The organism is Enterobacter sp. B79-1 (assembly GCF_057444735.1).
This window is the reverse complement of sequence record NZ_JBYAZJ010000003.1, coordinates 305,055-323,407: the sequence shown is the minus strand read 5'-3', so window position 1 is coordinate 323,407 and position 18,353 is coordinate 305,055. Positions and strand designations below refer to the sequence as shown.

At 60.7% G+C, this 18,353-nt stretch carries 15 protein-coding genes and 1 pseudogene; 10 read left to right on the top strand and 6 right to left on the bottom strand.

The features are described 5' to 3' along the window. Positions 1-17: 17 nt before the first annotated feature. From AC2T6E_RS11925 to AC2T6E_RS11910, 4 genes are read right to left on the bottom strand one after another with little or no spacing between them, the layout of a single operon-like run. Positions 18-839: an alpha/beta fold hydrolase gene (locus AC2T6E_RS11925; protein ID WP_486691893.1), complete on the bottom strand. Its 822-nt coding sequence runs from the start codon at positions 837-839 to the stop codon at positions 18-20. Positions 840-869: 30 nt separating this feature from the next. Beyond that, positions 870-2,489, bottom strand: a complete 1,620-nt coding sequence (locus AC2T6E_RS11920; protein WP_486691891.1) for an MFS transporter — start codon at positions 2,487-2,489, stop codon at positions 870-872. Further along, on the bottom strand, positions 2,486-2,893 hold the full coding sequence (locus AC2T6E_RS11915; RefSeq protein ID WP_023619921.1) for a DoxX family protein: 408 nt from the start codon (positions 2,891-2,893) through the stop codon (positions 2,486-2,488). Before AC2T6E_RS11915 ends, AC2T6E_RS11920 begins: the two co-directional genes overlap by 4 nt. Further along, entirely contained in the window at positions 2,893-4,764 is a 1,872-nt protein-coding gene (locus AC2T6E_RS11910; protein WP_348557116.1) for an amidohydrolase, read from the bottom strand. The genes AC2T6E_RS11915 and AC2T6E_RS11910 overlap by 1 nt, the downstream gene beginning before the upstream one ends. A 217-nt stretch (positions 4,765-4,981) precedes the next feature. Here AC2T6E_RS11910 and AC2T6E_RS11905 point away from each other — a divergent pair, with 217 nt between their 5' ends. The 5 genes from AC2T6E_RS11905 to AC2T6E_RS11885 all read left to right on the top strand — a co-directional run bounded on the left by AC2T6E_RS11905 (position 4,982) and on the right by AC2T6E_RS11885 (position 12,201). Continuing rightward, positions 4,982-5,668: a hydrolase gene (locus AC2T6E_RS11905; protein WP_008501349.1), complete on the top strand. Its 687-nt coding sequence runs from the start codon at positions 4,982-4,984 to the stop codon at positions 5,666-5,668. 61 nt (positions 5,669-5,729) lie between these two features. Then, positions 5,730-5,948: a DUF1427 family protein gene (locus tag AC2T6E_RS11900; protein WP_023334357.1), complete on the top strand. Its 219-nt coding sequence runs from the start codon at positions 5,730-5,732 to the stop codon at positions 5,946-5,948. After that, complete coding sequence (locus tag AC2T6E_RS11895) at positions 5,945-6,205, top strand: XapX domain-containing protein (protein ID WP_023334358.1); 261 nt, start codon at positions 5,945-5,947, stop codon at positions 6,203-6,205. The genes AC2T6E_RS11900 and AC2T6E_RS11895 overlap by 4 nt, the downstream gene beginning before the upstream one ends. 23 nt (positions 6,206-6,228) lie before the next feature. Next, on the top strand, positions 6,229-6,609 hold the full coding sequence (locus AC2T6E_RS11890; protein WP_312961645.1) for a response regulator transcription factor: 381 nt from the start codon (positions 6,229-6,231) through the stop codon (positions 6,607-6,609). Between the two features lie 9 nt (positions 6,610-6,618). Continuing rightward, positions 6,619-12,201 carry a trifunctional serine/threonine-protein kinase/ATP-binding protein/sensor histidine kinase gene (locus tag AC2T6E_RS11885; protein ID WP_486691885.1) on the top strand — a complete coding sequence of 1,861 codons (5,583 nt, stop codon included), beginning with the start codon at positions 6,619-6,621 and terminating at the stop codon, positions 12,199-12,201. A 3-nt stretch (positions 12,202-12,204) separates the two neighbouring features. Here AC2T6E_RS11885 and AC2T6E_RS11880 read toward each other — a convergent pair whose 3' ends face one another. Both AC2T6E_RS11880 and AC2T6E_RS11875 read right to left on the bottom strand, forming a co-directional pair. Then, positions 12,205-12,822 carry a response regulator transcription factor gene (locus tag AC2T6E_RS11880; RefSeq protein ID WP_486691883.1) on the bottom strand — a complete coding sequence of 206 codons (618 nt, stop codon included), beginning with the start codon at positions 12,820-12,822 and terminating at the stop codon, positions 12,205-12,207. A gap of 179 nt (positions 12,823-13,001) precedes the next feature. Continuing rightward, the gene (locus tag AC2T6E_RS11875; RefSeq protein ID WP_486691881.1) at positions 13,002-13,388 is read right to left on the bottom strand and encodes a VOC family protein; all 387 of its coding nucleotides are present in this window, start codon (positions 13,386-13,388) and stop codon (positions 13,002-13,004) included. An 82-nt stretch (positions 13,389-13,470) separates the two neighbouring features. Between AC2T6E_RS11875 and AC2T6E_RS11870 the strand changes: the two are divergent. From AC2T6E_RS11870 to AC2T6E_RS11850, 5 genes and pseudogenes are all read left to right on the top strand, one after another. Next, positions 13,471-14,079, top strand: a pseudogene (locus AC2T6E_RS11870) (ATP-dependent Clp protease proteolytic subunit); the annotation flags it as partial. A gap of 142 nt (positions 14,080-14,221) precedes the next feature. Beyond that, entirely contained in the window at positions 14,222-15,343 is a 1,122-nt protein-coding gene (locus AC2T6E_RS11865) for a ribosomal protein uL16 3-hydroxylase (protein WP_316383265.1), read from the top strand. A gap of 218 nt (positions 15,344-15,561) precedes the next feature. Next, complete coding sequence (locus AC2T6E_RS11860) at positions 15,562-16,299, top strand: YaaW family protein (protein WP_486691878.1); 738 nt, start codon at positions 15,562-15,564, stop codon at positions 16,297-16,299. After that, positions 16,299-17,183: a hypothetical protein gene (locus AC2T6E_RS11855; RefSeq protein WP_182403329.1), complete on the top strand. Its 885-nt coding sequence runs from the start codon at positions 16,299-16,301 to the stop codon at positions 17,181-17,183. The genes AC2T6E_RS11860 and AC2T6E_RS11855 overlap by 1 nt, the downstream gene beginning before the upstream one ends. Positions 17,184-17,413: 230 nt before the next feature. Then, the gene (locus AC2T6E_RS11850) at positions 17,414-18,343 is read left to right on the top strand and encodes an ATP-binding protein (protein WP_182403331.1); all 930 of its coding nucleotides are present in this window, start codon (positions 17,414-17,416) and stop codon (positions 18,341-18,343) included. Positions 18,344-18,353 lie beyond the last annotated feature (10 nt).

Below are 18,353 nucleotides of genomic sequence, written 5' to 3'. Positions count from 1 at the left end.
GCTTCGCATTTAAAGCATTACAGCGACTTCACAAACGCCAGCAGATCTTCGTTGAGCTGGTCCTGGTGGGTCAGCGCGAAGCCGTGCGGCGCGTTGTCGTACACCTTCAGCGTGGCGTTTTTAATCATCTCTGCCGCCAGCTTGCCGGTGCTTTCAAACGGCACGATCTGGTCGTTGCTGCCGTGAATCACCAGCGTCGGCACGTCGATTTTCGCCATGTCCGGGCGGAAGTCGGTTTCGCCGAACGCGGTCACGCAGTCGATGGTGCCCTTCAGGGATGCCAGCAGGGCGATGTTCAGCGTCTGGGTCAGGGCGCCGTCAGAGACGGTCTGCCCGGCGTTGATGCCGTAGAACGGCGTCGCGAAGTCGCTGATGAACTGGGCGCGATCTTTACGCAGTCCGTCGCGAATGCCGTCGAATACGCTCTGATCCACGCCCTGCGGGAAGGAGTCGGATTTGCCGAAGATCGGCGTGACCGCGCCCAGCAGCGCCAGACCGGCGACGCGCGCGCTGCCGTAGTTGTTGATGTAGCGGGTCACGTCGCCGCCGCCCATGGAGAAGCCCACCAGCGTTACGTCGTGCAGAGCCAGGGTGGTAATCAGGTCGTTGATGTCGGACGCAAAGGTGTCGTAGTCGTAACCGTTCCACGGCTGATCCGAGCGGCCAAAGCCGCGGCGGTCAAAGGCGATGGCGCGGAAGCCGCGCTCGGCCAGGTAGTTCAGCTGGCTGTCCCACATGTCGCCGTCCAGCGGCCAGCCGTGGCTGAAGAGAACCGGTTTGCCCGCGCCGCCTTCTTTGTAGTAAATCTGCGTGCCGTCTTTTGCCTTAAACGTTGCCATAGTGTGTTCCTGTGCAGGTGATGATTATGGTTATACCGGCGCGACCAGGTAGCGAATAGCCGGTGATGTTGTGCCCTGATGAAAAGCCAGAACGCGGCTCTGCAGCAGGAGGTCATTCATGGTGTGGCGCTCCTGCTGGCGCAGATGCTCGATCCAGGAGCCCATCATGAAGGTCTCGATAAACAGGCCGGGACGCTCGATATCCTCGTACACCGCCCAGCTCATCGCCCCGGCGCGGCGGCGCACCCGGCGCAGCTCGTGGACGGCCTCAAGGAAGGCCTTGGTGTTCTGCGGGTCGATGATGTACTCGTGCGACACCAGCACCGGGCCGCGCTCGTTCGGCAGGTCAATCTCCACGCCGTCCAGCGGCTGGCCGCTGAGGTCGAGGTTCAGGTCCGGATCTTTGCCCAGCTTCCAGCGGAACACCGTCGCGCTCGCCAGCACCATCCCCAGCGTGGCGACCACCAGCGAGGTCGGGGTGCCGAAGCGGGAAGCGATCTGCCCCCAGATGGCGCTGCCCGCGGTCATCGAGCCGAAGAACACCGTCAGGTAGACCGCCAGCGCGCGGGCCTTCACCCAGCGGGCGGCGCTGCGCTGCGCGCCGAGGTTGAGGGTGGAGAGCACCGCAATCCACGCGAAACCGGTGAAAAACTCAAACAGGTTGAGCAGCCAGACGTGGCGGACAAACGCCAGCGCCAGCATGGTGAGGGCAAACGTCAGGCTGGCGGCCACCATCAGGCGGTCGGCGTCCAGCCGCTGGCGCAGGCGCGGCAGCAGGATCGCCCCGGCAATCGCCCCCAGGCCAATGCACGCCAGCATCACGCCGTAGCCCGCCGGGCCCAGGCCCAGCTCGCGGCGCGCCACCAGCGGCAGCAGGGCCCAGCCCGCGCTGCCGAAAACGAAGAAGGCCACGGTGCGCACCAGCACGTTGCGCAGCACCGGCGCGGCGTGCACGTAGCGAATCCCGGAGCGCACCGCAGAGAAGAAGTGCTCCGGCGGCAGACGCTGAATGGACGGAGCCGGACGCCAGCGCCACAGCACCCACGCCACGCCAACCACGGAGAGCGCGTTCAGGGCAAACACCATCCACGGCCCGGCGAGCGAGAGCAGAAAACCGCCCAGTGCGGGGCCAATCGCCCGGCTGATGTTCACCCCGAGCGAGTTCAGCGCCACGGCGGCGCCTAGCTCGGGCTTGCTCACCAGATCGGGCACCACGGCCTGGAACGGCGGCGAACTCATCGCCGCGCCCACGCTCAGCAGAAACGTCGCCACCAGCAGAACGGCGGGGGTAACGTGTCCGGTGAAGGAGAGCACCGTCAGCCCGGCGGCGGCGATGAACACCCACAGCTGGGAGAAGAGCAGGTATTTACGTCGGTCGACGATGTCCGCCATTACCCCGGACGGCAGGGCGAAGAGGAACATCGGCAGGCTGCTGGCCGCCTGCACCAGCGCGATATCCAGCGGATCGGCGCTCAGGGTCAGCATGCTCCAGTTGATGCCGACGTCGCTCATCCATGAGCCGACGTTAGAGACCACCGTGGCGATCCACAGCATGCGGAACACCGGCTGGCTCAGCGGCTGCCAGGGCGAAACCGTCGGTGCGGGCGTCGTCTCGACGTGTGCGTCGCGAACGTCGTTAACCTGGGTCATGCAAACCTCTCCGTTGCCTTACGCTGCAGCCGCCACTGGCCCGGCCCGGTGAGGGCAAGGGTGGTGAAGATAATCAGCAGCAGCCAGCCAAACTGCCCTTCGGCAATCGACCAGTTCGGGTGGACCGCCAGCATCGCCACCAGCAGCACGGCGATAATCGGCAGGCACGCCAGGCGGGTGTAAACCCCCGCAATGATAAACAGCGGGCAAATCACCTCGGCGACAATCGCCGGGATCAGGCTCGCCCAGGGCCCGAAGCCGAACGGATCCTCAATGCGCGTCAGCTCTTCGCTGAAGTGCAGCACCTTCGGCAGGCCGTGCACGTACAGCAGCAGCAGGCTGCCGGTCAGGCGCAGGAAGAACAGCCCCAGGTCGACCCGGGGCGGGGCAAAAGTGTTTTTCATCAGAATGCAAAGCAGCTGCAGCCCAGCGCCCCCCAGAAAGCGTTATCGTCGGACACCGGCATCTCTGAGGTGCGAGCGAAATCATGCTGGTGGCTGTGAACCCCGCACGGGCCGCTGCAGTGGTGGATAGGGCTCAAGCCGACGCGGGCGGCCTGCGGCGGCGCGCTGCGGTAGTGGCCCGGCACCTTCACCACCGGGGACCACTCGGGCAGGACCGGAATGGCAGGCGGGGAAAGCGGGCCAAAGCTGCCTGCGGCGTAGACGATGTCGCCGTTCACCACCGTCAGGACGGACTCGATGCCCTTGATCTCCTCTTCCGGCACGCGGAAGTAGTCTTTGCTCAGCACCGCCAGATCGGCAAGCTGGCCGACCTTGATCTGCCCCTTCTGGTTCTGCTCGCTGGAGAACCACGCGCTGCCCTGGGTCCAGAGCATCAGGGCGGTATCGCGGTCCAGACGGGCGCTGTGGTCGTACATCTGCATCCCGCCGACGGTGCGGCCGGAGACCAGCCAGTAGAGCGCGGTCCACGGATTGTAGCTCGCCACGCGGGTGGCGTCCGTCCCTAAGCCCACCGGCACGCCGGTCTCGAGCATTTTTGCCACCGGCGGCGTGTGGCGGGTGGCTTCGATCCCGTAGCGCTCGGCAAAGTATTCGCCCTGGAAGGCCATGCGGTGCTGCACGGCAATGCCGCCGCCCAGTTCTTTGATGCGGTCGATGTTGGCCTGGGTAACGGTTTCCGCGTGGTCGAAGAACCAGTGCAGGCCGTTGAACGGAATGTCGCGGTTCACCTTCTCGAAGACGTCCAGCATGCGGCTGATGGATTCGTTATAGGTGGCGTGCAGGCGGAACGGCCAGCGGTGCTCCACCAGATGGCGCACCACGCGCTCCAGCTCGTCCTCCATGCCCGGCGCGAGGTCCGGGCGCGGCTCGAGGAAGTCTTCAAAATCGGCGGCGGAGAAGACCAGCATCTCGCCCGCGCCGTTGTGGCGGAAGAAGTCGCTGCCCTGGCCCGGCGTGAGCATGTCGGTCCATTTTTCAAAGTCTTCCAGCTCGTGGCCCGGACGCTGGGTAAACAGGTTGTAGGCGATGCGGATGGTCATCTGCTTTTTCTCATGCAGCTCGGCGATCACCTCGTAATCTTCCGGGTAGTTCTGGAAGCCGCCGCCCGCGTCGATGGCGCTGGTCAGCCCCAGACGGTTCAGCTCGCGCATGAACTGGCGGGTGGAGTTGACCTGCTGCTCCAGCGGCAGCTTCGGCCCTTTGGCCAGCGTGGCGTAGAGGATCATGGCGTTTGGACGGGCGATCAGCATCCCGGTCGGGTTGCCGTTGGCGTCGCGCTGGATCTCGCCGCCCGGCGGGTTCGGCGTGTCTTTGGTGTAGCCGACCACCTTCAGCGCGGCGCGGTTGAGTAGGGCGCGGTCGTACAGGTGCAGGATGAAGACCGGGGTGTCCGGCGCGGCGTCGTTAATTTCGTCGAGGGTCGGCATCCGGCGCTCGGCGAACTGGAACTCAGTCCAGCCGCCCACCACGCGCACCCACTGGGGCGACGGCGTGCGCAGGGCCTGCTCTTTCAGCATCCGCAGGGCATCGGCCAGGGACGGCACGCCTTCCCAGCGCAGCTCGAGGTTGTAGTTCAGCCCGCCGCGGATAAGGTGCAGGTGCGAGTCGTTCAGGCCGGGGATGGCGGTGTGGCCTTTCAGGTCCACCACCTTGGTGCCGTCGCAGTGGTGCTGCATCACCTCGGCGACGGTACCCACTTCCAGAAATTTTCCGTCGCGCACGGCAACGGCTTCCGCGACGGGGTTCTCGCGATCGACGGTGTGAAACTGGCCGTTAACCAGAATGAGATCGGCTTTACCGAGGGTAACCATAACTGCTCCTGACTGAGAGGGGAATGGTCAGGATTATGGGAACCGGTTTCGGCAAAGATCCAGTTATACAATAGGATAGGTATACCAAAGTATAACTATACCTAAGGTTAACTATACGAAGAGATAATTACGCGCAGGGACGGAAAACCGCAGGATGAGGGTGACTTTATCGCCGCGGCGCTCGCGGCGATTTCACCCTTAACCACTGGAAAATGCTATGACCTCTTCAAAGCTCGAAGTGTTAACCCCTGCGAACTGTCAGATTATTTTCATCGACCACCAGCCACAGATGGCGTTTGGCGTGCAGTCTATTGACCGCCAGGTGCTGAAAAACAACACCGTGGCGCTGGCGAAAGCGGCCAAAGTGTTCAACATCCCGACCATCATCACCACCGTTGAGACCGAAAGCTTCTCCGGTAACACCTATCCGGAGCTGCTGGACGTGTTCCCGGGCCAGGACATTCTGGAGCGTACCTCCATGAACTCCTGGGACGACCAGAAGGTGCGCGACGCGCTGAAGGCCAACGGCAAGAAGAAGGTGGTGGTTGCCGGCCTGTGGACCGAAGTGTGCAACAACAGCTTCGCCCTGTGCGCGATGCTGGAAGGCGACTACGAAATTTATATGGTGGCGGACGCGTCCGGCGGCACCTCCAAAGAAGCCCACGACTACGCGATGCAGCGCATGATCCAGGCGGGCGTGATCCCGGTGACCTGGCAGCAGGTGATGCTGGAGTGGCAGCGCGACTGGGCGCGTAAAGAGACCTACACCGCGGTGATGGATATCGTGCGCGAGCACTCCGGCGCGTACGGCATGGGCGTGGATTACGCCTACACCATGGTGCACAAAGCGCCGTCTCGCCAGAAGAGCGAGCACCGCACCTTAGCGCCGGTCCCGGCTCGCTAAGCCCCGCTGGCGGGCTGGTCCCTCATCCGGCTCGCCGCTGCCTCTTTCTCTGGAGTTCACAATGAGTACTGGGCTGATATCCCTTGCCGCAGGCGTGTTGATTGGCCTGATGTATGCCGTGCTGAAGGTGCGCTCCCCCGCGCCGCCCGCGCTGGCGCTGATTGGCCTGCTGGGGATGCTGGCGGGTGAACAGGCGACGCGGCATCTGTTATCCCGCGACGCCGCGCCGCCTCAGGTGACCGTTCCGCAGGCGACATCGCAGACGGGAGCGTCATCATGAAAGCGTGGATAATTTCGCTGGTGTGCGGCGTGGCTGCTGGGGTAATTTACGCCCTGCTCGACGTCCATTCCCCGGCGCCGCCGGTTGTCGCCCTGCTTGGCCTGTTTGGCATGCTGGTGGGCGAACAGCTCATTCCGGTGGGACGGCGTTTACTGAGTCGCGAACCGCTTACCCTCGCCTGGTTTCGTCACGAATGCGTGCCGAAAATCAGCGGCACGGCGCCCCCTGCGCCCGCGAAGGACGATCGCGACGTTTAATGATTTGTGAGAGGAAAGAGAGCATGACGCTGCCGTGGCGCATTGCCATCATTGATGACGAACGTTCCGTCCGCAGCGGGCTGAGTAATCTCCTGGAGTCGGAAGGGTATTCGACCGATACGTTTGATTCGGCAGAAGTATTTCTGAGCCATCCGTTCGCCCTGTCCGGCGCGGCGCTGGTCATCACCGATATCAAGCTGCGGGGCATGAGCGGCCTGGAGCTGTTTGATAAGCTGCGGCTGCTGGCCGTACCGCCTCCGCCCGTGCTCTTTATCTCCGGTCATGCTGATGAAAATATGCAGCGGTACGCTCTTGATCTGGGCGCCGCTGCATTTTTGCGTAAGCCCATTAACATCGATATTCTGCTGGATCATCTTCAGCGGGAGCTGGCCCGCCGACAATAAGGATCGCGGATGAACGAACACGAGCAGCCTGCATTCTGGCCCGCCCCGGGGAATCTTCACCAGGGGCGGGTTTTTGTCCTTAAAGAGGATGTGATTTTTACCGTGCTGGCGCAGGAGGGCGGTATCGCCTGGATGCACGCGCGACATCCTCATTCCGGCGGCTCGTTCATTATCGCCACCGCGGTGAGCGACGAAGAGGAAGAGCGGGCCACCCGGCTGCTCAAAAACGAGTTTGCGCTGCGCGACGTGCTGCAGGACAGCTGGGCCATCCGCGCCGTTGCCTCCACCCAGTACCGGGGGCGCTTCGCGCTGGTGTATGCGCCGTTTGCGTTTGAGCTGCTGGCGCGGCGCGCGGGCAGGGCGATCTCGGGCATCGCGCGCTTTATCGAGATGGCGATCCAGATCTGCGCTCCCCTGCGCCAGATGCATCTGCAAAACCTGATCCACGGCGATATCAAGCCCGGCAGTATTTTTGTTCATCACGATGCCACCTGCCGTCTGGGCAGCTTTGGCCTTTCCAGCAGTCTCTCAGATGCCGTCACCCAGACCCGGCTTCCCGTTTCAGGCGGTACGCCCGCGTATATGTCGCCGGAGCACACCACCCGCACCCAGCGCCCGGTCGACGGCCGCAGCGATCTCTACAGCCTCGGCATGGTGCTGTATGAACTCCTGACCGGACGACTGCCGTTTGAGTTGGGGGAGGACGAGCAGACCAACTGGGCGCACTACCATATTGCCTCCGCGCCGCTGGCCCCGGACGCGATCCGCCCGGACGTGCCGGAAATGCTGTCGACCATCATCCTGAAGCTGCTGGAAAAGCACCCTGATAACCGCTACCAGACGGTGGACGGGCTGATTGCCGACCTCCGCCGCTGCCAGGCAACGCTGACCTGCGAGGGCGAGATCGTCGCCTTTATCCCTGGCCAGCAGGACCGCACCCCGGCGATCCATCTGGCGGACTCCCTGTTCGCGACCCATCCGCAGGCGAACGACGTCATTGCCGCGTTTGAGCGGGTGGGGCAGAACCTGGTGCCGGAGCTGGTGACGATCGGCGGGCCGTCGGGGATCGGCAAATCCTCAATTATTGCGACGGCACTCAAAACGCTGCAGCAGCGTACGGTGCTGCTGGCGGTGGGCAAAGTCGATCAGTTTTCGCCGTCGCTGCCCTACGGCGTATTAAGCTCCGCGTTCCGCACCCTGACGCTGCACCTGCTGGGGCTGCCCGCAGACGACGTGGCGAAGTGGAAAATCCGCCTGTCTCGCGCCCTGGAGGGGCACGAGGCGCTGGCCGTCAGCCTGGTGCCCGAGCTGGGCCTGCTGCTTGAGAGCCAGCCGCGCTTCTCGGCGGATACGTTTTCCATCGATGCCCGGGCGCGCTTCAGCCATATGGTGCTGGCGCTGGTAAAAACCTTTGCCTCGCAGGGCTGCCCGCTGGTGCTGGTGCTCGACGATCTCCAGTGGAGCGACGCCGCCAGCCTGCAGACGCTCAAATATCTGCTGATGAACTGCGGCGCTGTTCCGCTGCTGGTGGTCGCGGCCCACCGGGATATCAGTTCCGTGTCCGACGACTCCCTGCAGGCGCTGCTGGCGAGCCTGCCGGAAGCGGCGCAAAACGCGAGCGAGATTGTCCCGCAGGCGCTGTCCGTGAAAGCGGTGGCGCGCTGGCTGGCGACGGTATTTCGTACCCGCAGTGCGGCGACGACCGACCTCGCCACGCTGATCCACGAGAAGACGGGCGGCAACCCGCTCTTTGTGCACGAGTTTTTCCGCCGCATCGTCGATGACGGTCTGGTGGTGCACAACAAATATCAGGACAAGTGGCACTACGATCTGCAGGCGATCCGCGCCAGGCATTACACCGAAAACGTCGTCACTCTGGTGCTGGAGCAGCTCGAAGAGCTGCCCGACGAGACGCGCCGCCTGCTGGGCAGCATCGCCTGCCTCGGCGGCACGGGCGAGATGGAGATGATCTGCCGCGTGGTCGGCATGTCGATGGCGGAAATGCGCTATGCGCTGCACCCGGCGGTAATGGCCCAGCTCATCGTGCTGACGGAAAAAAAATATGCCTTCACCCATGACCGGGTGCAGGAGGCGGCCTTTGCGCTGCTGGAACGGCATGAGAAAAGCCATATTCACCTGACGACCGCCAGCCTGCTGGCCGACGCCGCGCGTCAGGCGGCGGGGAACGAGCTGCTGTTCCGCGCCGTTCACCACGTCACGGCCGCGCTGGACAGCATCCAGCCCGCGCCGCAGCGGCAGATGTTCCGCGAGCTGAGCCTGCTTGCCGCGCGACGCGCGAAGCGTTCGGGAGATTACCTTTCGGCGCTCGGCTATATCCAGACCGCCAGAGCGCTGGGCAACGCCGGGACGGTATCGGACTTCATGCTCGATATCGAAGAGGCGGGCTGCGAGTTTGCGCTGGGGCATCTGGAGCGGACCCGCGAGCTGTGTGACGCCATTCTCGGCTGCCCCGGCGGGCTGACCGAAAAGGCGCTGGCGGCCAACCTGCTGGTGGAGGTGTACATTCGCCAGTCGGACAGCCGTCTGGCGCTGGAGGCGGCGCTCTGCTGGCTGGGGATTTTTGGGATCCAGATTAGCCGCTATCCGGAAGATGCCGACTGCGACGAGGCCTGGGCGCTGTTTTGCAACCGCACGGCCGACGCGCCGCAAAACCTGTTTGCCCAGCTGTCGCGGATGGATAACCCGGAAACTGAAGCGGTGATGAACCTGCTGTACAGCGCCAGCATTTGCGCCAGCTTCATCTGCCCGCGCCTGCACTTTTTGCTGCTCTGCCGCATGATGCACCTGACCCTCGACCACGGCATTACCGGCGCGTCCACCACGGCGATGGCCTGGTTTGGCGTGCTGATTGGCCACCGCTACGCCGAGTACCGCCTCGGGTTCCAGTACGGCACCCTGGCCCGCGAGCTGGTCAATCGCCACGGCTACGACGCGTTCGAAGCCAAAACCCTGCTGCCGCTCGACCAGCTCAGCGTCTGGACCCAGCCTTTGTCGTTCACCATCGAGTGCGCGAAGGCTTGCTTCACCTCGGCGGTGACCCACGGGGATATGACCATGGCCTGCTTTGCGGCCTGCCACCAGGTGATTAACTTCCTGTCGCGGGGCGATCACCTGGGCGGGGTGCTGACCAGCATCGATCGGGGCCTGGCGTTCGTGCGTAAAACCCACTTCCAGGACGTGGAAACCATTTTGATGGTCCAGCGCGGCTACGTTGAGTTCCTGCGCACGCCGGTCATCGGCACCTGGACCGCGGCGCAGGTGCTGCCGGAGGCGCTGCTTCCCGCGTCGCCGGAGCAGGCGCCGGAGAAGAACGCCACCATGCTGTTCTGGTACTGGCTGTATCGCGGCATGGCGCACTTTACCTGCGGTGAATATGCCGACGCGCAGGCGGATCTTGAGATGGCGGGCTGGTATGCGTGGTCTGCGCCGGGGCACATCCATCTGCTGGACTACCATCTTTACAGCGCTCTGGCGCTCTCCCGTCAGCTGACGCCGGAGACCTTCTCGGCGAATCACCGCCGCAGCATTCACGCCCACTACGACAAAATTGCCCTCTGGGCGCGCATTAATCCCGGCACGTTCGCGGATAAAGAGGCGCTGATCTACGCCGAAATCGTGCGTCTGGACGGGATGAACAGCATTGCGCTCGAGCAGTATGAGAAGGCGGTCCGGCTCTCACGCGAGGGCGGGTTTAACCCGATTAATGCCCTGGCCCACGAGCTGGCGGGGCGCTTTGCGCTGGCCTGCGGCTACCCGACCGCCTCGGACGCGCACTTCCGCGGCTCGATTGCCGCCTGGGGACGCGCGGGCGCGCAGGCCAAGGTACGCCAGCTGGAGCAGGATTTCCCGCACCTGCTGGCCTCCGGGCAGGCCAGCGCCTACGACACGGTGGCCTTCGCCCAGAACGAGACCATCCGCGATCTGCAAAGCGTGATCAAAGCCTCCCGCGCGCTGTCGGAAGAGATTAACCTTGAGCGCTTGATCGAAAACCTGATGACCATCCTGCTCGAACGCGCCGGGGCGCAGCGCGGCCTGCTGCTGCGCGTGAGCGAGAGCCTCATCCCGGAGATCGAGGCCAGCGCCTGGACCAGCACCGAGGGCGTGCGGGTGCGGATCCTGAAAGACGTGCCGACGGCGACCGACCTGCCGCTATCGGTGCTGGCGGCGGTGATCCGCACCGGGCAGGAGATCCGCACCGGCAGGCCGGAGGAGTTCCATCCCTTCAGTCAGGACCCCTATCTGGTGACCTCGGGGGCGGCGGTCATGTGCGTCCCGATGTTCAAACAGGCGCGGCTGGTGGGCGTGCTCTACCTGGAAAACCGCCTGATGCCGGAGGTCTTCACCGCCGAGCACTCGCGCGTGGTAAGCCTGCTGGGCGCGCAGGCCGCGGTATCCCTGGAGACGGCGCGGCTGTATGCCGAGCTGCTGGCGGAGAACATCCAGCGCCGACGGGTGGAGAAAGAGCTGCGATCCAGCCAGACCTCGCTGATGCTCGGCGAGCAGATCAGCCACACCGGCAGCTGGCGCTGGGAGCTGGAGCAGGATCTGATGTTTGTCTCGGAAGAGTACGCCCGCATTCTCGGCCTGCCCGAACGGCAAAAGATGATCTCCATGGCGGAGTTTTTGACCTTCGTTCATGAGGACGATTATGCCCGCATCAGCGCCATCGTCACCCGAAGCGTGCGCGACGGGCTCTCCATGCGCGCGGAGTTTCGGGTTAAGCGTACCGACGGCTCAACGCGCTATATCCTCGGGATTGGCGATCCGGTGGGCGTGGGCAGCGAGGTGAACGAGTATTACGGCATCATCACCGACATCACCAGCCAGCGCGCCGCGGAGGATGCCATGCGGGTCGCGCAGGCGGATCTGGCGCGGGTGTCCCGGGCCACCACCGTCGGGCAGCTGACCTCCTCCATCGCCCACGAGATCAACCAGCCGCTGATGTCGATCGTCTCGAACGCCGGGGCGAGCCTGCGCTGGCTCAACCGCGAGCCCGCCCGGCTGGATAAAGTGCGCGAAGGGCTGGAGGAGATCGCCGCGGAAGGCGCGCGGGCGGGGGAGATCATTCGCAGCATCCAGTCCCTGACGCGCAAGCAGGACCCCACCTTCTCGCGCATCGACATGCACTACCTGATCCACCATATCATCACGCTTTCGCGCAGCGAGCTGGAGCAGAGACACATTAGCGTTGATTATCTGTTAAGGGCGCAGGACAGCTTTATCACCGGCGACAGCGTGCAGATCCAGCAGGTGCTGTTGAATCTGGTGATGAATGCGGTAGAGGCGATGGCCGAGGTCAAGGATCGCGCCAGCACCATTACCCTCAGCACCGCCAACGCCGACGGGAAAGTGATCGTCGAGATCGCCGATACCGGGAGCGGCATTGAGCCCGAGCGGCTGGAGCAGATTTTTGACTCGTTCTACTCCACCAAAGCGCAGGGGATGGGGATGGGGCTGACCATCAGCGCCAGCATCATCGAGCGCCACTGCGGGAAGCTGAGCGCGCGCCGCCGGGAGCCGTACGGCACGGTGTTTGCGTTTGCGCTGCCGCTGGCGGCACAGGAAGGGTAAAGGTTACTCCGCAGGCAGGCTATTGGTCAGGCGCTCAACGGCCCTGACCAGCTCCGCCACGGAGCGCACCTGCATTTTCTCCATCACGCGGCGACGGTGCACCTTCACCGTGATTTCGCTGACGCCCAGCTCGGCGGCAATCTGCTTGTTCAGCATGCCGCTTATCGCCAGCGTCAGCACCTCGTGTTCGCGGGGGGTGAGGGACATGTGGCGCTGCTTCAGGGCGTAGTGCTCTTTATTGCGCGCGGCGTTGTGTTCCGCCAGCTGAAGCGCGGACTCAATGGCGTCGATCAGCGCAGCGGATTCAACGGGCTTGGTGAGAAATTCGTACGCGCCGCCCTTAATGGCGCGCACCGACATCGGGATGGTGCCGTGGCCGGTGAGGAAAATAATCGGGATCTCGCGCCCGCAGTCCTTGAGGGCGTCAGCCACCTCAAAGCCCGAGATGGCGGGCATTTGCATATCGAGAACCACGCACGACGGTAGCTCTTCAAAGCGGTGTTGAAGAAATGCTTCTGCCGATGAAAAGCCGACGGCGTTCAGGTCTGCCGAGTCCAGCAGCCCGATCACGGACTGCCTGACTGCGTCATCGTCATCTACCACATACACAATGTGTTCCATTCACCGCCCCGGTGCTGATTGACATGTCGAGGATGCAAACAGTCCCGACGCTTACGTAAGGGACTGTTTATGCTGACTTTCATCTTAACACATTAACTATCATTATCATTTCACAATATGATAACCGTATGAAGTATAGCGAGCCGGGGCGGAGGCGGTGAAGGAACGAAACGCCGTTTTTATGCACCGACAAGCTCGATGCGGTTGCCGTCCGGGTCTGCAATCACCGCTTCATAGAAGCCATCTCCGGTCATGCGCGGGGCGCTGAGCAGCGTGCCGGTGGCCTGCGCCCGCTCGGCCATGGTGTCGACCTGCGCTTTGCTGCCGACGTTGATGGCGATATGCGCCCAGCCGATAAACTCCGGGTGCGACGGGGCGTCGGGCAGCTCCGGCAGCGTCATCAGCTCGATGGTCGGCCCGTTATCGAGCGTAATAAAGTGTGATTCGAAGCCGGGACGGTTTTTACTGACGTAGCGTTCGTTACTGCGGCCATTAAAAACCGTTTCCCAGAACTGAACCTGGGCGTTCAGGCTGCGGGTCCAGAGTGCGACATGGGCAATATGCATAAGCTCCCTCGTTATTTGTCGGTGAGGACTTTCACCGGTAAAACAGGCTACACTCTGGTTTTGAGCGCGACAAGCTGAGGAAAAGACAATGCACTACACACTGAAAGAAAGCGACAAGGATAAAGCGGAAGGGTCAAACGGCGCGGGCGCTCTGCAGCAAAAACTGCTGGAGTCTCGTTCGATTGTGATCTCCGGTGAGATCAACCAGGAGCTGGCGCAGAAAGTCATTACCCAGATGATCCTGCTGCAAAGCGTGAGCAACGATCCGATCAAGCTGTACATCAACAGCCAGGGCGGCCACGTGGAAGCGGGCGATACCATCCACGACTTCATCAAATTCATCCGCCCGGAAGTGCACGTCATCGGCACCGGCTGGGTGGCGAGCGCCGGGATCACCATCTTCCTGGCGGCGAAAAAAGAGCACCGCTACTCGCTGCCAAATACCCGCTTTATGATCCACCAGCCGCTGGGCGGCGTGCGCGGTCAGGCGACGGATATTGAGATCGAAGCGCGCGAGATCATCCGCATGCTGGATCGCGTGAACAAGCTGATCGCCGACGCCACCGGCCAGCCGCTGGAAAAAGTGAAAAAAGACACCGACCGCAACTTCTGGATGTCTCCGGCAGAAGCGCTGGACTACGGCATCGTGGGTAAACTGATTACCCATTATGACGAGCTGAAGCTGGATTAAGTTTTCGCGGCGTGTTTGTGTCGGGTGGCGGCTTTGCCTTACCCGACCTACACGCTTTTTACCCTCGCTTGACCCACGACAAAGCGCTCACGCTTGCTCTCTTCCATAATCGCGCCTGTTTCCCCTCTCACTGGTGCTACCCATGGCGTATCAACTGAACCTGAACTGGCCGGAATTTCTCGAGAAATACTGGCAAAAACAACCCGTAGTGCTGAAAAATGCCTTCCCGAATTTTGTCGATCCGATTACCCCGGACGAGCTGGCAGGGCTGGCGATGGAGCCGGAAGTCGATAGCCGTCTGGTGAGCCATTTCAACGGCAAATGGCAGGCCAGCAATGGTCCGTTTGAGCACTTTGACGATCTGGGCGAAACCGGCTGGTCGCTGCTGGCGCAGGCGGTGAACCACTGGCACATGCCCGCGGCGGAGCTGGTGCGTCCGTTCCGCGTCCTGCCGGACTGGCGTCTGGATGACCTGATGATCTCCTTCTCCGTGCCGGGCGGCGGCGTGGGCCCGCATATCGATCAGTACGACGTATTCATCATTCAGGGGATGGGCAGCCGCCGCTGGCGCGTGGGCGACAAGCTGCCGATGCGTCAGTTCTGCCCGCATCCGGCGCTGCTGCATGTCGATCCGTTTGAGCCGATCATCGACGAAGATCTGGCCCCGGGCGATATCCTCTACATCCCGCCTGGATTCCCGCACGACGGCTTTACCCATGAGACGGCGCTCAACTACTCCGTCGGCTTCCGCGGGCCGAACGGTCGCGATCTGATCAGCAGCTTCGCTGATTACGCGCTGGAAAACGATCTGGGCGGCGAGCACTACAGCGATCCGGATCTGACCTGTCGCGAACACCCGGGCCGCGTGGAGCAGTACGAGCTGGATCGCATTCGTCAAATGATGATCGACATGATCGGCAAGCCTGAAGATTTCACAAAATGGTTCGGCAGCTTTGTCTCGACGCCGCGCCACGAGCTGGATATCGCCGCCGCCGAGCCGCCGTACGCGCCGGAAGAGGTGCTGGACGCGCTGCAGGGTGGCGAAACGCTGTCTCGCCTGAGCGGCCTGCGCGTGCTGAACATCAACGGCAGCTTCTTCATCAACAGCGAACAGCTGGAGACGGTAGACGCGAAGGCGGCGGATGCGCTGTGCCGCTACACCGAACTCGGCCAGGCTGAGCTGGGCGATGCGCTGAATAACCCGGCGTTTATTGAAGAGCTCACCGGGCTGATTAACCAGGGGTACTGGTACTTCGACGAGTAGTGACGTTTACCGTCAATACGGCCTTAGCTTTCGGGTTAAGGCCGTTTTTTTCTGCTTTCCGCTGACATGTTCTGTCATTACCTGCAGTTATTCTTGTACTACCTAAAAAGAGAAGGGTTTTCATTGCAGTTTTTTCTGCAAATGCCGTTAACACCTATCAGGCACCCTTAAAAATTACGCAATTAAAACTGAAAATAGCCTTCGGCTGGTAAGAGATAATGGGAAAATACAGAACAGATCAAGACCTGGAGCTACTTCACTACTCGGACAACGAGATGCTGGAAGTATTGGTTAACTATCTCACCACGGATAAAGACGGGTCGACGCGTTACACTGAGTCCTTAACGGGTGAGAAAGCATTTCAGGATGCAGGTAAAAACTATAAGCAGGTCTGGCAACTCATCGGGGCGGAGCTACAACATTTCGGTGGCGATACCTTTGTTAACCTCTTCCGTGGTAACGGCGTGCTTTATAAAGAAATCCTGACGGACGTATGCAAGAAACTCTCCGTTAAAGCCGATTTCTCTGCGGATACTGTCGATATTGAGCAGGCCCTTCTCGCAAAATTGTTCACTGACTCCTGGGATAAAATGAATGAGGAAGAGCGCCGCAACATCCGCCGCGAACTCAAAATTGACGGGAATCTTGCTAGTGGTGCAGCACTGACGGCAATCATCACCGCAATCCGTATGGGCGGATTTATGTCCTATCAGGTGGCGATGATCGTGGCGAATGCCGTTGCGAAAGCGGTGCTGGGCAGGGGACTGGCGCTTGCCGCCAATGCGGGACTGGTACGCGCGATTGGGATTTTTGCCGGTCCGATCGGCATGGCCATTACGGCGTTACTGACTATCCCGGCCATCAGCGGCCCGGCGTTTCGCGTTACGCTGCCTGCCGTGGTGCAAATTGCTGCCATGCGCCAGCAAATGCTAAACAAAGGTGGAGATTTCTTTTGATGAAGGAAACGTTGCTTACTATCGACTGGGTGAATGTGTACAAAGAGGTTAAAAGCGCGCTGGAAACCGGGCACGTCATTATTCGTGATGGCGTCGCGTACTGGCACGCCATGTCCGGTAAAAGCGGGATCGCTCAACACCTTCCGCTAAAAGAGGTGGTGCTGGAAACGGCCTCCATTGGCGACATCAAACAACTTACACAAATGGCACAGACCGTTCAGCTAGCTGCAGTCGGCGTCTCCACGGGGATTATCGTGGGGGCAATGGTGGTGCAAACCATGTATTTGTCGAAAAAAATTGATCAACTGCAGCAGAGCATGGATCTGATCTCCGAAGATGTGCACGCGCAGAATGTTATTTTCTACATGGATAAACTGTCTCGCTACTTTGGCGTCGTGGAGTCTGCTCGCGTTATGTTGCTGGATCGCACGCTGGTGGATGAGACGCATGACGTTGCGGCACACCTCATTGTCCGAATGGGCAATGAACGCAACGAGGTTCTCTCGTTTATTGATAACTTGCTCTCCTTTGCCGATAAACTCAGCGACAGGCATTTAGAACAGGTTCTGGATTTCATTACTCTCATGCTCGATCTGGTGCCAAAAGCGGTCTATATCGAGAGTCAACTTTGCGATCGCTACGGGAAATTCAGGCTGGCAGAGCACCTGATGCGCGAAAACTCACGCCGCTATGCTGCCACGCTGGAACATTACCGCCAGTGGTGTAATAGCAAAGTTAAGGAGAGCATCAGCGGTCGCGTTGAGCCACAGTCACTTGCCTTTACCCGTAAGCAGGAAGATTTGCGTCTGTTATTTAAATCGGAAGATAACGCGCTACTGCTCCAGGAGCTGGTTTCCATCGCCCCCCTTCCTCTTAAAGCGTAATCATGATGATGCCTGGAACCTTTTCCAGGTATTCTTCATATTTCTTGAACCATATTTTTTTCTGACACATTTTGTCAGTACCATCCTCTATTTTCTTTTCACTGACCAATATTGGTAGGTCTGCTCGAAACGGTAGGAAATATCATTGGAGTTTTCGATGCTCCTGCCGTTAACCAATATTGCCCCAGCAACTTAATTCAAATTTCCCACAGCCCATAATGAGGTAATACATGTCTTTGGGACGAATTCGACCGCAATTTACGCAGGGCCTGGAGAAAGCAGCCGGTGAAGAAAATAAGGCGTTTGCATCAGCGGTTATTCCCCGTTTTACGCTAGAAAACGATGTGGCGCTGACGACGCAGGTCATTGCCCAGCTTGATGAAGCCAGAGCCAAAATTGACCACTTCCATAAAATTTACGTGGAGTGGGGATTCGCAGCGGTCGACCCTATGGGGAACGGGATCGTGCTGAATTTTTTTGGTCCACCAGGAACCGGCAAAACCCTGACGGCAGAGGCGCTGGCGGGTTCGCTTAAGCGCAAGATTATGGTTGTCAGTATTGCCGATCTCGAAAGCAAATTTATGGGGGAAACCGCGAAAAATATCGCTGCTCTTTTCCGTCAGGCCATGGGGGAAGAGGCCGTGTTGTTCTTTGATGAAGCAGACACCCTTTTGGGTAAACGTCTCTCATCTGTTACTCAGGGCATTGATAATGAAGTAAACGCGATGCGTTCCACCTTACTGATTGAGCTGGAAAAGCATACCGGTATCGTCATCTTTGCTACCAACTTCGTCAAAAACTACGACAGCGCATTCCTCAGCCGTATCTCTCACCATGTTGGTTTTACGTTACCCGGCAGCCAGGAGCGTTTTCGCATCTGGGAAAAATTGCTCGTGCGCGCTATTCCGCTTGCCGATGCGCGGGAAACGATGCTGGAAAGCGCCGTGTCTCTCTCCGAAGGGCTCTCTGGCCGGGATATTCGCAATGCCATGCGCCTGGCGCTACCTAAAGCCGTACTGGAATCAGAACAAAAACTAACGCTTAAGCATCTTGAAAGTGCACTTGCGCAAATTCGTGATGCTTACGGCGCGATATCGAACGCGGCATCTTTCGTTCCACCACACATTAACACAGCAAAAAAAATGCTCGGTTTGAGCTAAGGGTTGAATC

Coding starts and splice junctions, on each gene's coding strand:
- AC2T6E_RS11850 (WP_182403331.1), top strand. CDS start 17,414: ATGTCTTTGGGACGAATTCGACCGCAATTTACGCAGGGCCTGGAGAAA.
- AC2T6E_RS11920 (WP_486691891.1), bottom strand. CDS start 2,489: ATGACCCAGGTTAACGACGTTCGCGACGCACACGTCGAGACGACGCCC.
- AC2T6E_RS11895 (WP_023334358.1), top strand. CDS start 5,945: ATGAAAGCGTGGATAATTTCGCTGGTGTGCGGCGTGGCTGCTGGGGTA.
- AC2T6E_RS11855 (WP_182403329.1), top strand. CDS start 16,299: ATGAAGGAAACGTTGCTTACTATCGACTGGGTGAATGTGTACAAAGAG.
- AC2T6E_RS11885 (WP_486691885.1), top strand. CDS start 6,619: ATGAACGAACACGAGCAGCCTGCATTCTGGCCCGCCCCGGGGAATCTT.
- AC2T6E_RS11880 (WP_486691883.1), bottom strand. CDS start 12,822: ATGGAACACATTGTGTATGTGGTAGATGACGATGACGCAGTCAGGCAG.
- AC2T6E_RS11865 (WP_316383265.1), top strand. CDS start 14,222: ATGGCGTATCAACTGAACCTGAACTGGCCGGAATTTCTCGAGAAATAC.
- AC2T6E_RS11910 (WP_348557116.1), bottom strand. CDS start 4,764: ATGGTTACCCTCGGTAAAGCCGATCTCATTCTGGTTAACGGCCAGTTT.
- AC2T6E_RS11915 (WP_023619921.1), bottom strand. CDS start 2,893: ATGAAAAACACTTTTGCCCCGCCCCGGGTCGACCTGGGGCTGTTCTTC.
- AC2T6E_RS11875 (WP_486691881.1), bottom strand. CDS start 13,388: ATGCATATTGCCCATGTCGCACTCTGGACCCGCAGCCTGAACGCCCAG.
- AC2T6E_RS11900 (WP_023334357.1), top strand. CDS start 5,730: ATGAGTACTGGGCTGATATCCCTTGCCGCAGGCGTGTTGATTGGCCTG.
- AC2T6E_RS11925 (WP_486691893.1), bottom strand. CDS start 839: ATGGCAACGTTTAAGGCAAAAGACGGCACGCAGATTTACTACAAAGAA.
- AC2T6E_RS11905 (WP_008501349.1), top strand. CDS start 4,982: ATGACCTCTTCAAAGCTCGAAGTGTTAACCCCTGCGAACTGTCAGATT.
- AC2T6E_RS11890 (WP_312961645.1), top strand. CDS start 6,229: ATGACGCTGCCGTGGCGCATTGCCATCATTGATGACGAACGTTCCGTC.
- AC2T6E_RS11860 (WP_486691878.1), top strand. CDS start 15,562: ATGGGAAAATACAGAACAGATCAAGACCTGGAGCTACTTCACTACTCG.